Genomic DNA, 14,025 nt, shown 5'->3' on the forward strand with positions numbered 1-14,025 from the left:
GGTGGTCAGCAGAACGGCATAACCCAGACGGTTATGGTTACCCCGCAGCACCTGGATGGCTTCACGGTCTTCATCGCTCAGGTGGAAGTAACGTTCCAGCTCTTCACGGCTGGGCGAATCAACATAGCGGCCAAAACCGTCGCGTTGCTCTTGAGTCAGAAAACCGACCGGCATTGATCACAGCACCTCGACGCAGAACACGGCGGGCGTGACGATCCGCGTGCGTTCGATGTGCCCGCGTTGCAGCAGGCCGGCGCGGCGATCACCGGTTACCAGGTAGTCCGCATCGCCCGCCAAGGCCATGGCCAGCAAAAACGAGTCATCCGGATCATCGGCTTCGACCTCGATGGTCAGGCGCTCCAGTACCACAGCCCGTTGCAGGTTATTGATCATGGCGCCCACCTTGGCGGGCTGTAGGATGGCCTGAAGCTTGGGATAGCGGCTGGCTCGACGAATTTCATCGAGTTGCATCCGCGAGGTCACCACCTCGAAACGCGCCGCCCGCCAGGCACGGTAGATCGCATCGGGCGCGCCATGTGGCGAGATCAGGGCGCTGAACAGGATGTTGGTATCCAACACGACCCGCATCAGCGCTTACGTGCCCAGTCGAGCGCTTCGTCAACCGCGTTGGTCAATTCTGCCTCACTCAGATGGGCGTTAGCGGCCTTGGCCTGCTCAGCGCTCAGCTCCAGGATGTGTGCCCGTACCGCTTCTTCGATGAAGCGCGACAGGTCGCCCTTACGGCCGCCGCCCTGGCTGGCCAGAAACATCCGAAGCGACTGGTCGGTGTCGGCCGAGACGGCGACATTCCAGCGAATGGTATTCATAGCGTTCTCCGCTAATAGGTGTTTGTGTGTTTATACGCCAATCACAAAGGGCGATGCAATGGTTCGACAAAACGAAGGTTTTGCCGAACTCTATCGAGGAATGGCTCGGTTCGTTAAGCTCCCCGCGCTACGGTTCAAATAACTGGTACGCTTAATCAAAGTTCAACTATTACTAACGTAGTCGAGTAAACAGTACTTTTGATGAAGATCGGTTATGCGCGAGTGAGCACTCGGGATCAGAAAGCCGACCTACAAGTCGATGCCCTGAAACAGGCCGGGTGCGAACGCATCTACCAAGACATCGCCAGCGGCGCGAAAAGCGCCCGGCCGGAGTTGGACAAACTGCTGGCCAACGTGCGGCCGGGTGATGCCGTGGTGATCTGGAAGCTGGATCGCCTTGGGCGTTCCCTCAAGCACCTGGTCGAGTTGGTCGGCGAGCTGGCAGAGCGCAAGGTCGGCTTACAGAGCCTGAATGACCCCATCGACACCACCCACGCCCAAGGCCGCCTGGTGTTCAACCTGTTCGCCTCGCTGGCGGAGTTCGAGCGCGAGCTGATCCGCGAGCGGACTCAGGCGGGTCTGTCGGCCGCACGGGCGCGTGGCCGGATCGGTGGCCGTCCCAAGGGCCTGCCAGCCAAGGCTGAGGCCACCGCCATGGCGGCCGAAACCCTCTACCGCGAAGGTCGCCTGAGCGTCAGCGCGATCGGCGAGAAGCTGCACATCTCCAAGAGCACGCTGTACAGCTACCTGCGCCACCGTGGTGTCGAGATCGGCGCGTACCAGAAGAGCGCCAGGTCACGCGACCAGCAGCCTTCGGCCGCGTCGCCGGCAGAGCCGCCCGCCGCCGAGCGGGTGGCCACCGTCACCCTGCGCCTCGCGGTGGTGAATAACAGCAAGTTCGTGCGCGGCCGGAAGCGGGCCACGGAGAACATTGAGCGCTACTGCCTGGAGCCCTATGGCATGAAGCGGCTGGATGCCGGCCACTATGAGTTGACCATTCCGTATCGGAGCGACGATGAGCTGGACAAGAGCGTGCATGACCTGCTGACCGAGATCAGCCAGGAGGCCGACATGCGCAACTGTTTTGTCGAGATGGGCGCCTGGGAAGAAGACACCGAAAAGCGTTGGTAGGGCTTACGTTGGTTTTTGGTTCCATTGCTCCCCAAACCCCGGAATCAGGGTGACCGCGGTTGCGCCACTGCCGATGACCACGACGCGCTTGCCGCTGTAGTCGAGGTTTTCTGGCCAGTGCTGCGGATGGATGATCTGGCCCTTGAACTGCTCGGTGCCCTCGAAGCGCGGGGTGAAGCCCTGGTCGTAGCGATAGTAGCCACCTGCGCTGAACAGCCAGCGGCATTCGAGGGTGCGCACCTGCGCCGTTTGGCCGTCCTCGATGCGTACCGCCCACAGGCCCCTTTCGCTTTGCCAGTTGGCCGAGATGACTTTCTGCTGGTACTGGATGAAGGGGGCCAGCTGGTGCTCGTCGATGGCTTCGCCCAGGTACTCGAGAATGTCCGCGGCGTCCGCCAGCGACTTGGCCTTGGTCCAGGGCTTGAAGTCGAAACCGAAGGTGTACAGGTCCGAGTCGGAGCGGATGCCGGGGTAACGGAACAGGTCCCAGGTACCCCCCATGCGCTCGCGGGATTCGAGGATGGCGAAGGTCTTGTTCGGTTGATTGCGTCGCAGGTAGGCCGCCGCGCCGATGCCAGACACACCGGCCCCAATGATTAAAATATCGAGCGGTTCAACCGGAAGAGCAGTGTGAGAGGACATCTCGCCTCCTGATTATTGTGTTATAGAGACTGATCTTATGACTTGATCACCTGACCAGAATAGGGCGGCCAACGGTGCTGGACAAGGTGCAAAATGCACCAGGTCGCTATCGTTTTAGGATGATTTGCACCTTGAAGGGTGGCGGGATGCTGATTTGCGCCATGCCTTGCGCAGTTCTTCTGTAGGAGCGGCATGCTAGCCGCCAGGTGGGCTTTAGCCGCGCAGCAGGCGACGCGGTGGATGGCACCGGCTCTGCCGGTGTTCGCGGCTAAAGCCGCTCCCACAGCGACCTCGTTGAATCACTCGTGGGTGACTTGTCACAAACCGCCCGGATGCGCCGCGCTACATGGCAGCACAGCGCATCCGACAGGGTGCCTCAGTAACTGGCCACCAGCAGCTTGACCGCCTGGCAGGCCGTGTCGGTCTCGGCCTCCAGGCGCGCGCGGTCGCCGTGGGCGGACCAGGCGAGCATCAAGCCGTCGAACAGGTTGATCAGCAGGCGGCTGATGGTGGTCAGTGCGGTCTGGTCCAGCGCGCCGTCGGTGACCTTCACGATGGCCTGCTGGGCCGCTTCGAGGGACACGGCATAGATCTTGGTCGCCATCTGCGGGTTGTTGCGCAGGTTCCAGCAGAACAGTTCGAACTGGGTGGTGGCCATTTCCGGGTGGGCGGTGAACCAGTTGACCAGCTGGCGCAACATTTCCCCCACCGATTCCGCGGCCGTGGCGCCTGTCGGCACGTGTTGCAACGATTGTTGCGGCATGTTGATCAAGGACTCGTAGACCGCATAGAACAACTCGTCCTTGGTGTGGAAGACGTAGTGCAACGACGCCAGGGGCGAGTCTGCCGCCGCGGCGATACGCCGGGTGGTGGCGTTGGCCACGCCATGTTCCGCGATCACCTTCACGGTGGCCTCGATGAAGTCCTGCCTGCGCTCTTCCGCGCCAATCCGAGCCATTGAGTTCTCCCTATTCGGTGGTGCCGCCAGCCCTGTGGTCGGGCGTTGGCGGTGACGAATGCTATCGCAAGGTCATGCCTGGATCCATGAGTCGATGCAATCCCATGCCCTGGAGATAGCACAGCACGGAAATTAGTTTAATCAAACGACTTGATCATGTGACCATGTTCGGTAATGATGAGTTCTCCACCGTGTCATCGCTGGACGACGGTCGCGAACACTGTGGTTGGCACCGGGTGGGCTGAGCCGGGTTGCCGAGGCTCACTGGACAGAACAACGACAAAACCAGACAGGTAGAACACAGATGGATACACGAGAACTCTCGACGGTCGGCAGCGATGCCTCGGTCGAGCAAGTGGTGGAGATCATCCGGCGTGACGGTGGGGTCATCATTAGTGACTTCGTCTCGCCAGCCACGCTGAAGGCCCTCACCGAAGAGCTGGACACCTACTTGAAGGCCACACCTTGCGGCGTCGACCCTTATTTCGCAGGCACGCAGACCCGGCGTGTCGCCCGTATCATCGGGCGCAGCGACACGGCGGTGGAGGTGGCGCTGAATCCGCTGTTCATTGATACAGCCAGGCAGATCCTGCAAACACCCACCCATGTCTGGGTCGGGAGCGACCGCATCGAGGTCGCGCCCGATATTCAACTCAGCATCACCCAGGCCATCCAGATCGGGCCGGGCCAGGGCCTGCAGCCGTTGCACCGTGACGATGCCACGTCGCTGTGGCGCCATCCCCAGTACGGGCGTGAGGCCCGCCTGCAGATGATGCTGGCCATCTCGGATTTCACCGATGAGAACGGTGCGACGCGGGTCATCCCTGGTAGTCATCTGTGGGATGACGAGCGCATGCCGACCCAGGAAGAGACGGTCGCCGCACAGATGAAGGCAGGCTCGGCGCTGCTGTGGATGGGGTCGGTGTACCACGGCGGCGGCGCCAACAGGTCCGACGCGCCTCGCACCGGCCTGACCATGGCCTATGACCTGGCGTTCCTGCGCCTTGAAGAGAATCACTTCCTGTCCATTCCCGTCGAACGCGTTCGCCAGCTGCCTGCAGAGATGCAACGCCTGCTGGGCTGGAGTGCCAGCTCCACGCTGCTGGGCTGGGTAGAAATCGATGGCCAGATGCGCGACCCGCAAGAGCTGCTGGGCATGGCGGACTTCGCCGAGCCGGGCAAAGGGTTCTGACGCGCCTGGGCCGCCATGGGGCGGCCCAGGGTGCAAGCCACAGTCGATTTTCCAGGAGCCACGTAAATGAATGCGTTGAACAAAGCAGCCCTCGGTGATGCAGCGCCGTTGAAGTTTCGTAGCCTGGGTGGATGGGTGGAGCGGCCGGGTGATCTGCAGCCAACGCTCGAAGCACAGGTGCAGGCCGATGTCATCGTGGTCGGTGCCGGTTTTGCCGGCCTGTCGACGGCGCTGGAGCTGAGGGCGCGCGGGGCGGATGTCATCCTGCTGGAGCAGGATTTCGCCGGCTTCGGTGCCAGTGGCCGCAATGCCGGCTACCTGCTGGGCAGCATGGGCATCGAATACGATATGTTCGTCAAGCGCGTGGGCATGGCGCAGGCCACGCAGTTCGTCAGGTTCTATGACGAGGCGGTGCCCTATGTGGAAGGTCGATTCAAAACACTGGGCATCGACTGTGACTACAACCCTTCGGGCGTGCTCCGGGCCGGTGTTCATCCCAGCCAGGAGAAGCGCTTGCGGGAAAACATGGCGCTGGGTCAGAAGCTGGGGGCGGCGAGCCGCTTCGTGGACGGTGCCGAGATGCGTAAGCGGGGCATCCCCTCGGCCTTTCTGTTTGCCGCCGAGCAGTGTGGCGGCACCCTGAACCCAGGGAAATACATCGGCGGCCTGCGGCGCGCGGCCATCGAGGCGGGGGTGAAACTCTACGAGCGCACGCCGTTGCTGTCCTTCAGCGAAGGGCCGGTCATTACCTGCACGACCGCGCATGGCAGTGCAAGCGCCCCGGTGATGGTGTTGGCCACCAACGCCTATACCCCGCAGCTGGGGGTGTTGCGCAACAAGGTCGCGGCCATTCGCGTGTCGGCAATCGAAACCCAACCGCTGTCGCCGCAGCAGTTGGCAACTCTCGGCTGGCAAGGGCGGGAAGGGATCATCACGCCGCACTACACCATGGAGAGCCACCGCCTGACGGCGCACGGCACCATGGTGTTGACTGTCAAGAAACTAGGGTATGCCTACGGTTCGAAGACGCCCAATATCCCCGACCACGACGCCTACGCGGCATTGGCACAGGTACTGCGCGAGCGCTATCCGGCGTTGCAGGGCCTTGGCGTCAAGCACTGCTGGAGTGGTTACGTCAGCGGCGCCTACGACTTCCTGCCGGTAATCGGTGCCATGGGCGCGAAACAGAACATTTACTACTCAGCCGGCTGCTCGGGCCACGGGCTGGGCACCCAGTCGTTGATCGGCAAGCTGTTTGCCGAACAAATCGACGGCAAGGCGCCTGAACTGCTGGCGGCACTGCAACACAAGACGCCGTCCTTGCTGCCTGAACCCTTGCAATGGTGCGCCGTTCACGCTGCCTTTGCGGCGGCCAAGGTGCTGGATGACTGGACCGATAGAAAAGTGCGCAAAGACAAGGCCAGGAAGGGCTGATTGCAATTGATGTGCTTGTTCTATGCCCGTGACTGTAGAACTACGGCGCGACCCTTATAACAGAGGCTGTTATCGTGGAACTCATAGATTTATTTGCGTTGATCGCATGCGTGCTGCTGGTGGTGAGTGGCTTGGGTTATGGTGTTGCGTTTATTAGGCGTAAGAATTACCTGCTGGGCGTGGAGTTCTTGATTGTAGGTATTTCCGCAACGAACTTTACGACGTTCATCGCGACGGGGTGGCAAGCCAATTACAATGTCGCCATCTTTCTGGATGCATTTTCCCGCGGGGTTGGCGTGCCGGTTATTGCAACGCTCGGGTTGATGGCCGTGACGCACAATTACAAGCCGTCGCCGGCGAAGGACGTGATATTGTTTTTGGCCGCTTTTGCGGCGACGGCTTTTTACTACCTGTCGACGGGTTTTAAAGAGTGGCTGCCCTATTTCTATATATTGACGTGGTCGTTCTACACGTTGTTCCTGGTTTACTTTATCTGGCGGCTGGCACGTGCCGGCGAGTCTCTGCACGCGCTGGCCACCTTGCTGGGAGGGGCGGCGGGGCTGACGATCGCGCTGCGGTATGACTTCTTCCCGATCCCGGGGGATGACACGAAGATGATCTTCATGACCTGCGCCTTCCTGACCTGGTCCTATTCGATTGTGCAGTTGTTTTATGCCTATGGGGCACTTCAGCGTTCACGGAAAGTGTCCTCGCATGCCGTGCTCAATCCCAGCTAAGTTGTGGGGTAGGGCTCAATTGCTGGTTGGGTAATTTATTGAATGGCTGTCATTACTCCATGGCGGGCGAAAGCCTGCTTTTTTTACCGCCCCTCGGGGCGGTTTTTTTATGGCCGAATCATTCGCTTCGATAATGGGGTTGGATAAGCGAGCGCTATATGCGGTTCGGCGCGATCAGTGGCAATTTGTTCATGTGGCGCACTATTAACAAGCCTCTTTTGGTAACACATGTTTCCTTACTTCCCAATAAGGTGCAGGCGCCAGTCGCGTATTAAGCGATAAATAAGTCCAACCAGCTGATTTATCTAATGTAATCCGCGTATCAGGCATTCTGGCATGTGGCTTGCGTGTTGATCGTGCGACATGGTCAATTGATCATGTCGCTTGATCAGGATGTAGCAGGCGCCGATTTTTCCACCGATGGGTCGAGCAGCCGGTCCAAGCCCTTTGTTTGAGGATCCTCCTATGAAAGAAGTCACTGCACGGTCGGAAGGTGTCGTATCCGCCCGCCGTATTTTCAGGCAGCTGCTGGTTACCCTCGCGGCCTCGACCGCGATCTGTTCGGTACAGGCTGCGCCCCAGGGGGCCGAGGCGCTGGGCTCGAAGTTGACGCCGCTGGGCGGCGAAAGCGCCGCCAGTTCAAACGGGGATATCCCGGCCTGGGCCGCCCCAGGGCCGCAGGGGGCTGGCTGGAGTTATGGCCAGGTGCGCGGGGAGTATTGGAAGTTCAAGGGCGACAAGCCCCTGTACAGCATCGACTCGAGCAATGTGGCGCAACACGCGAGCAAGCTGTCGCCCGCCCAGCTTGAGCTGTTCAAGAAGATTCCGGGCTATCGCATGGATGTCTTCCCGACCCGCCGTACCTGTGATGCGCCGAACTTCGTGGCTGAGAACACCCGGCAGAACGTTGGCTTCGCCAAGCTCGACGCCAGCGGCGTTGCCCTCGAAGAAGCCCATGTGCCGGGCATCCCGTTCCCCCTGCCCACGACCGGTGCAGAGGTGATGTGGAACATGAAGATGCGTTACCGCGGCGTCGGCGTCGAAATCCCGAAAACCATCTCGGGCATTTCGCCGCGCAAGGGCGGGGAGTGGTTGCGCCAATCCACCGACACCTTCTTCTATACGCCTTGGGGCAAGAAGGGCAGTGCGCTGTTCTCGTCCGTCGGCCGCCTGGAAAACGCCACCTTCTTCAATTACCTGGAGCCCGCCGCGCTGGCCGGCCAGTCAGCGGTGCAGACGGCCGTGGCCGGTGAGCAGGCCACGACCTTCTACTACTTCCCCGGCCAGCGGCGGGTACGGCGCATGCCATCGTACTCCTACGACGCGCCGCAGATCGGGCTGGATAACCAGTACACCGTCGATGAGGCGAACGTGTTCTTCGGCACCATGGACCGCTTCGACTGGAAGCTGGTCGGCAAGCAGGAACTGCTGGTGCCGTACAACGCCTTCGGCGCCTATGACACCGCCGCCAAGGTAGAGACGTTTGCCGGCAACGATTCGATCGCGCCGCAGTCGCGCCGCTACGAGCTGCACCGCGTGTGGGTGGTCGAGGCGAACGTGCGCCAAGGCATGCGCCACCAGGCCCCCAAGCGCATGTTCTACATCGACGAGGACAGCTGGAACCCGCTGCTGGCCGTCGACTACGACAAGCAAGGACAGATCTGGAAGGTGCGTGAAGGTTTCTCGATCCCGGTGTACGAGACCGGTACCTGTGATGTGCAGGCGCAGGTCCAGTACAACCTGATCGATGGCCGTTACCTGTTCGACATGACCTCGATCGGCGCGGGCAAGAACGATATCCGCTGGCTCACCGAGGAAGGCAGCAGCCCGCGCCTGAAACGCGATTTCTTCACCTCCGACAACCTGCGAGCCATCAGCGAACGTTGATCCTTCACCTTTCCGAGCGCCGATATGAAAACAACAATCACAAAAGCTTCAGGCCTTGCTATTGCGTGCATGACTCCCCTGGCAATGGGGTTCACCTTCGAAACCGAAACCCTTCATGGCTCGTTCGACTCCACCATCACCGCAGGCATGGGCCTGCGTACCGAGTCGCGCGGCTGCAACCTGATCAACCAGGGGCCGACCGGGCACAACGTGCCCTCTGGCTGCCTGGCGCAGAGCTCAGGCGTGGCGGACCAGGGCGACCTGAACTATGACCGCGGCGATATGTTCACCAACTACCTCAAGGGTACCCACGAGCTGCTGCTGAAGATGCCCGAGGACGTCACCTTCATGGCGCGTGGCACCTGGATCCGCGACTTTGCCGCCACCGATACCACCGGCACGCTGTCGTTCAACACCCCCGAGAGTGTCGGCAGCAACGGGCTCAGCGACGACGCCCGCGACGACCTCGCCTTCAAGGCGCGGCTGCTGGACCTGTGGGTGAGCAAGGGCTTCGACGTGGGCGGGCAGCGGGTGCGAGCGCGCCTGGGCAACCAGGTGATCAACTGGGGTGAGAGCCTGTTCGTGGCCGGTGGTATCAACAACACCAACGCCTACGACTATCAGGCCCTGGCGCGCCCCGGCGTGCAGCTCAAGGAGGCCGTGCTGCCGGCACCGATGCTCAGTGTTGCCTCGGGCCTGGGCGCCGGCGTCAATGTCGAGGCCTACTACCAGTTCCGCTGGAACAAGAGCGAGCTGCCGCCGGTGGGCAGCTACTGGTCCACCACCAACGCCCTCGGCGAGGGCAGGGGAGACTACGGGTACTCTGAGAAAAAAGCCCGGGACAGCGGCCAGTGGGGGCTCTCGCTGCGTTGGCAACCGGAGGACAGCGACGTCAACTATGGCTTCTACGTGATGCGCTATCACGACAAGTTGCCGTCGCTGCGGGTGGACATTCTTGACCCGGACACCTTCGCGGCGGCACCGACCTGGCACTACCAGGAAGACCGGATGATGTACGGCATCAGCGCCAACATGCCGATCGGCGACTGGGCGGTGGGGACGGAGCTTTCGTACCGGCCGAAGGATTCGGTCATGCTCAATCCGGTCGTCGACCTGTGTACAGGCAATGGCGGCAAGTGCTGGAAGGACGAGAAGAAGTTCCAGTGGCACCTGACCGGCCTGTACAGCTTCACACCGTCCAACTCGCCGACGCTGCTCGATTTCACCGGGGCCAGCTCGGGCACCTTGCTGACCGAGCTGGTGGTCATCCGGTACCCGGGGCTGCATGACGAAGTGAATGGCGAACCACTGGCTGCGGGGCTCAATACCTGGCAGCTGGACCCAGCAACCGCGCCCAAGTCCCGAGGCGACAAGACTTCATCGGGTATCAACCTGGACTTCAGCATGACCTACGACGGCACGGTGTTGCCGGGCTGGCAGGTCACGCCGGGTATCTTCTATGCACGATCGCTGGGCGGGCGCACGCCTAACCTCACGGCCACCTTCACCGAAGGTGCGAGCAGCATGAACCTGTACCTGAACTTCGTGCGCAACCCGGCCAGTTGGCAGATTTCCCTCAACTACGCCAAGTTCATGGGCGGCGATACGCCTTACGACCAGCTGTACCGTGACCGCGATTATGTCGGCGTCGCGATCTCCCGCACCTTGTGAGGCCTGCCGTGAACGGTTCCGTGAAACTCACTGAAATCCAGGCGCGTGGCGTGCTGCCACGCGTCGAGCGTGTCCTGTTCGGGCATCGTCGGCTGGTGCTGGCGAGCCTGGCCGTGTTCACGCTGGTCATGGCGTGGTTCGCCGTGCAGCTGCGCATGGATGCCGGCTTCGAAAAGCAGCTGCCGGTCGGCCATGAATACATCGAGACATTCCAGACCTACCGCAATGACCTGATGGGCGCCAACCGCCTGACCCTCGTGGTCAGGTCGCGCACAGGCGATATCTGGAGCGCCCCCGGCCTGAAGCGGCTGTATGACGTGACTCAGGCGGTCAGCTTCCTGCCCGGGGTTTCCCGCAGCAGTGTGCGTTCGTTGTGGACGCCCAATGCCTTCGTCAACGAGATCACCGAGGAAGGCTTTCGCGCCGATCCGCTGGTGCCGGGAACGGTTTCTCCCGAGCACTTGAACGATGAGGTCATCGCCAAGATCGCCAGCTCCACCGCGCAGGGGGGCTTCATCGGCACGCTGGTGTCCCGTGACCAGCGCAGCGCGATGATCACGGCGGAGCTCAACGAGTACGAAGCCGATGGCAGTCACCTGGACTACGTGGCGTTCAACCACCGGCTGGAGCAAGAGATCCGTCAGCAGTTCGAGGATGGCGACTTCGAAATCCAGATCATCGGTTTTGCCAAGCAGATCGGCGACATTGCCGAGGGCGCTTCAGCCGTGCTGGAGTTCTGTTTGCTGGCACTGTTGCTGACCGCCGCTGCGGTTTATTGGTATTGCCACTCGCTGCGTTTCACGCTGTTGGCGCTGGTGTGTTCGCTGGCCTCGCTGGTCTGGCAGTTCGGCAGCCTGCGCTTGCTGGGCTACGGCCTCGATCCGCTGGCGGTGCTGGTGCCCTTCCTGGTGTTCGCCATCGGGGTGTCCCATGGTGTGCAGCAGATCAACTTCATCGTCCGCGAGATCGCGGTCGGCAAGAGCGCAGAAGCGGCAGCGCGTTCGAGCTTCACCGGCTTGCTGATCCCGGGAACACTGGCGCTGGTGACTGCGCTGGTGTCCTTCGTGACGCTGCTGCTGATCCCTATCCCGATGGTGCGGGAGCTGGCCATCACGGCCTCGCTGGGCGTGGCGTTCAAGATCATCACCAACCTGTTGATGCTGCCATTGCTGGCGTCCATGCTGCGGGTCGACGATCGCTATGCGGCGGCCCAGGAAGTTTCCCGGCAGCGCCGTACCCGCTGGTTGCGCGGCCTGTCCCGGCTCGCCGAGTGGCGTAACGCACAATGGGTGCTGGGCGTGGCCCTGGTGGTGTTCCTGGTGGCGATCTGGCAAAGCCATGACCGGGTCGTCGGCTCGTTGCAGGCTGGGGCCCCGGAGTTGCGTGAGGACTCGCGCTTCAATCGCGATGCCGTCTCTATCGCCGGCAACTATGACATCGGCCTGGACTGGCTCAGTGTGGTTTTCGAAGCCAGCCCGCAGGGCGCTGGTGAAGGCGGGGCGACGGCCTGCGAGGATGTGGCGGCGGGGCAGTACCAGGATCGTTTCGTCTGGGCCATGCAGGGGGTGCCCGGTGTGCTGTCGGTGGCCTCGTTCTCCAGCAACATGCGCCAGTTCAACGAGGGCTACAACGAGGGCAATCCGAAGATGGCCGCGGTGCCCATCGACCCGATGAACTACGCGGCGCTGGCCACCGAGGTGGCGCGTACGCCCGGGCTGGTGCGCACCGACTGCAGCATGTCCGCCGTGCACCTGTATCTGGCCGACCACAAGGCCACGACCATCAACAGGGTGGTGGAAGCCGCCAAGGCATTCCGCAGCGAGTATCCGCTGCCTGGCATTACGATCCGCCTCGCCTCGGGTAACGCCGGCGTGCTGGCCGCCATCAACGAGGAAGTGGAGAAGAGCGAAACCCCCATGCTGCTCTATGTTTATGCCGCGATCGCGCTGCTGGTGTTCGCCGTCTACCGCGACCTGCGGGCGGTGCTGGTGTGCTGCCTGCCTTTGACCATCGGCACCTTCATCGGCTACTGGTTCATGAAGGAACTGCAGATCGGCCTGACCATCGCCACCTTGCCGGTGATGGTGCTGGCCGTGGGCATTGGGGTCGACTATGCCTTCTACATCTACAACCGCCTGCAATTGCACCTGGCCCACGGCCAGCCGATCACCAAGGCGGTCGAGCACGCGTTGCTCGAGGTGGGCGTCGCCACGATCTTCACCGCCATCACCCTGGCCGTGGGCGTGGCCACCTGGGCGTTCTCGGACCTCAAGTTCCAGGCCGACATGGGCAAGCTGCTGGCCTTCATGTTCATCGTCAACATGGTCATGGCCATGACCGTGCTGCCGGCCTTTGCCGTGTGGCTGGAGCGGGTGTTCCCGCGCAAGCGCCCCGTGCGCTTGATCGGCGCGTTGCTGCACTGAGGAGAGTGTCATGGGATTGAAGTATTCATTGATGGCGACCCTGTTCGCCGCCGCGTTGCCGCTGCTGCCCGTCCACGCCGAGCCCTTGCAGGCCGTGCCGGCGGCCCAGGCAGGCAATGCCACGCAAGCCACCATGCTGGATGCTGTTTGGGCGGCAGAGCGCCTGGTGGCTGTCGGCGACCACGGCGTGGTGTTGTTGTCCGACGATCACGGCAAGCACTTTCGCCAGGCGCGCTCGGTGCCGCTGTCCACACAGCTGACCGGGGTGTCGTTCGTCGATGCCAGGCACGGCTGGGCGGTCGGCCATTGGGGGGCGATCCTGGCCACTACCGATGGCGGTGAGTCCTGGCAGGTCCAGCGCTTGTCCAGCGAAGAAGATCGGCCGCTGTTTGCCGTGCACTTCTTCAATGCCCGGCAGGGCGTTGCGGTGGGGCTCTGGGCATTGCTGCTGACCACCGAGGATGGTGGCCAGACCTGGACGCAGCAGCAGTTGCAGGCACCGCCAGGCGCCAAGAAGGCCGACCTCAACCTGATGGGGCTGTTTGCCGGCAGCCACGGCTCGCTCTACGCCACGGCCGAGCATGGGCAGGTGTTGCGCTCCGAGGACCAGGGCAAAAGCTGGCGCTACCTGGATACTGGCTACGAAGGCACGCTTTGGGCCGGTGCGGTGCTGGCCGATGGCAGCCTGCTGGTGGGCGGGCAGCGGGGTACCCTGTTGCACGGCGATGCGGCCGGAAAGGACTTTCGCCGAGTACCGACCCAAGGCAAAGGCTCTGTTACTGCCATGGCGGTATCGGGCGCGCGGGTGCTGGTGGTCGGGCTGGATGGGATGAGGGTGCTCAGCAACGATGGCGGGCAAAGCTTCCAGGAAAACCAGGCCGCCGATGGGCTGTCGCTGACTGCGGCGCTGCTCGATGCCGACGCGGCGCCTGTGCTGTTCTCACGACGCGGGGTAGTGCTCGACCCGGACTAGAATGCTGTGAAGCTCCACACGCAATTTGTCCTCTAACCAGGTGTCACCGAGCGAAGCCTGGTTTAGTGACAAACCGCTCCATTAACGGGTTCGTTTTTTGAGTAGTTCGCACGCCTTATGACCAGTCCTGCGCCCCTCTGGCCACGCCCA

The 14,025-nt window shown here is 62.1% G+C and carries 13 protein-coding genes; 8 read left to right on the forward strand and 5 right to left on the reverse strand.

Going from position 1 to position 14,025, the window contains the following annotated elements:
* The 3 genes from L6D77_RS17940 to L6D77_RS17950 form a co-directional block, all read right to left on the reverse strand.
* On the reverse strand, positions 1-174 hold a 174-nt coding region (locus L6D77_RS17940), incomplete at its 3' end, for a DUF4158 domain-containing protein (protein WP_236170104.1).
* 3 nt (positions 175-177) lie between these two features.
* A complete protein-coding gene (locus L6D77_RS17945) occupies positions 178-588 on the reverse strand; it encodes a putative toxin-antitoxin system toxin component, PIN family (RefSeq protein WP_003150546.1) in 411 nt (136 codons plus the stop codon).
* Positions 588-827, reverse strand: a complete 240-nt coding sequence (locus tag L6D77_RS17950; protein ID WP_003089107.1) for a ribbon-helix-helix domain-containing protein — start codon at positions 825-827, stop codon at positions 588-590. The genes L6D77_RS17945 and L6D77_RS17950 overlap by 1 nt, the downstream gene beginning before the upstream one ends.
* A 222-nt stretch (positions 828-1,049) precedes the next feature.
* Between L6D77_RS17950 and L6D77_RS17955 the strand changes: the two genes are divergently transcribed.
* Complete coding sequence (locus L6D77_RS17955) at positions 1,050-1,958, forward strand: recombinase family protein (RefSeq protein WP_256930140.1); 909 nt, start codon at positions 1,050-1,052, stop codon at positions 1,956-1,958.
* A gap of 3 nt (positions 1,959-1,961) precedes the next feature.
* On the opposite strand, the gene L6D77_RS17960 is transcribed toward L6D77_RS17955, so the two are convergent.
* Positions 1,962-2,600 (reverse strand): flavin-containing monooxygenase, encoded by a 639-nt coding sequence (locus L6D77_RS17960; RefSeq protein WP_232884599.1) that lies wholly within the window; start codon positions 2,598-2,600, stop codon positions 1,962-1,964.
* Between the two features lie 376 nt (positions 2,601-2,976).
* Positions 2,977-3,558: a TetR/AcrR family transcriptional regulator gene (locus tag L6D77_RS17965; RefSeq protein WP_166886036.1), complete on the reverse strand. Its 582-nt coding sequence runs from the start codon at positions 3,556-3,558 to the stop codon at positions 2,977-2,979.
* 304 nt (positions 3,559-3,862) lie between these two features.
* Here L6D77_RS17965 and L6D77_RS17970 point away from each other — a divergent pair, with 304 nt between their 5' ends.
* The 7 genes from L6D77_RS17970 (at position 3,863) to L6D77_RS18000 (ending at position 13,875) form a co-directional block, all read left to right on the forward strand.
* The gene (locus L6D77_RS17970; RefSeq protein ID WP_232884598.1) at positions 3,863-4,750 is read left to right on the forward strand and encodes a phytanoyl-CoA dioxygenase family protein; all 888 of its coding nucleotides are present in this window, start codon (positions 3,863-3,865) and stop codon (positions 4,748-4,750) included.
* 66 nt (positions 4,751-4,816) lie between these two features.
* Positions 4,817-6,184 (forward strand): NAD(P)/FAD-dependent oxidoreductase, encoded by a 1,368-nt coding sequence (locus tag L6D77_RS17975; RefSeq protein WP_232884597.1) that lies wholly within the window; start codon positions 4,817-4,819, stop codon positions 6,182-6,184.
* A 74-nt stretch (positions 6,185-6,258) separates the two neighbouring features.
* Positions 6,259-6,921: a hypothetical protein gene (locus L6D77_RS17980; protein ID WP_232884596.1), complete on the forward strand. Its 663-nt coding sequence runs from the start codon at positions 6,259-6,261 to the stop codon at positions 6,919-6,921.
* A 465-nt stretch (positions 6,922-7,386) separates the two neighbouring features.
* The gene (locus L6D77_RS17985) at positions 7,387-8,808 is read left to right on the forward strand and encodes a DUF1329 domain-containing protein (RefSeq protein WP_232884595.1); all 1,422 of its coding nucleotides are present in this window, start codon (positions 7,387-7,389) and stop codon (positions 8,806-8,808) included.
* 24 nt (positions 8,809-8,832) lie between these two features.
* Positions 8,833-10,479, forward strand: coding sequence for a DUF1302 domain-containing protein (locus L6D77_RS17990; RefSeq protein WP_309295659.1), 1,647 nt, complete (start codon positions 8,833-8,835; stop codon positions 10,477-10,479).
* Positions 10,480-10,487: 8 nt separating this feature from the next.
* Positions 10,488-12,902, forward strand: a complete 2,415-nt coding sequence (locus L6D77_RS17995; protein WP_232884594.1) for an efflux RND transporter permease subunit — start codon at positions 10,488-10,490, stop codon at positions 12,900-12,902.
* 10 nt (positions 12,903-12,912) lie between these two features.
* Positions 12,913-13,875 carry a WD40/YVTN/BNR-like repeat-containing protein gene (locus tag L6D77_RS18000; RefSeq protein ID WP_232884593.1) on the forward strand — a complete coding sequence of 321 codons (963 nt, stop codon included), beginning with the start codon at positions 12,913-12,915 and terminating at the stop codon, positions 13,873-13,875.
* Positions 13,876-14,025 lie beyond the last annotated feature (150 nt).

Origin of the sequence: Pseudomonas parasichuanensis (genome assembly GCF_021601385.1) — a bacterium.
GTDB classification, from domain to species: domain Bacteria; phylum Pseudomonadota; class Gammaproteobacteria; order Pseudomonadales; family Pseudomonadaceae; genus Aquipseudomonas; species Aquipseudomonas parasichuanensis.

Bases quoted from the DNA above. Each gene is read 5' to 3' on its own strand.
- L6D77_RS17950 (WP_003089107.1), bottom strand. From the start codon at position 827: ATGAATACCATTCGCTGGAATGTCGCCGTCTCGGCCGACACCGACCAG.
- L6D77_RS17975 (WP_232884597.1), top strand. From the start codon at position 4,817: ATGAATGCGTTGAACAAAGCAGCCCTCGGTGATGCAGCGCCGTTGAAG.
- L6D77_RS18000 (WP_232884593.1), top strand. From the start codon at position 12,913: ATGGGATTGAAGTATTCATTGATGGCGACCCTGTTCGCCGCCGCGTTG.
- L6D77_RS17960 (WP_232884599.1), bottom strand. From the start codon at position 2,600: ATGTCCTCTCACACTGCTCTTCCGGTTGAACCGCTCGATATTTTAATC.
- L6D77_RS17970 (WP_232884598.1), top strand. From the start codon at position 3,863: ATGGATACACGAGAACTCTCGACGGTCGGCAGCGATGCCTCGGTCGAG.
- L6D77_RS17990 (WP_309295659.1), top strand. From the start codon at position 8,833: ATGAAAACAACAATCACAAAAGCTTCAGGCCTTGCTATTGCGTGCATG.
- L6D77_RS17965 (WP_166886036.1), bottom strand. From the start codon at position 3,558: ATGGCTCGGATTGGCGCGGAAGAGCGCAGGCAGGACTTCATCGAGGCC.
- L6D77_RS17945 (WP_003150546.1), bottom strand. From the start codon at position 588: ATGCGGGTCGTGTTGGATACCAACATCCTGTTCAGCGCCCTGATCTCG.
- L6D77_RS17985 (WP_232884595.1), top strand. From the start codon at position 7,387: ATGAAAGAAGTCACTGCACGGTCGGAAGGTGTCGTATCCGCCCGCCGT.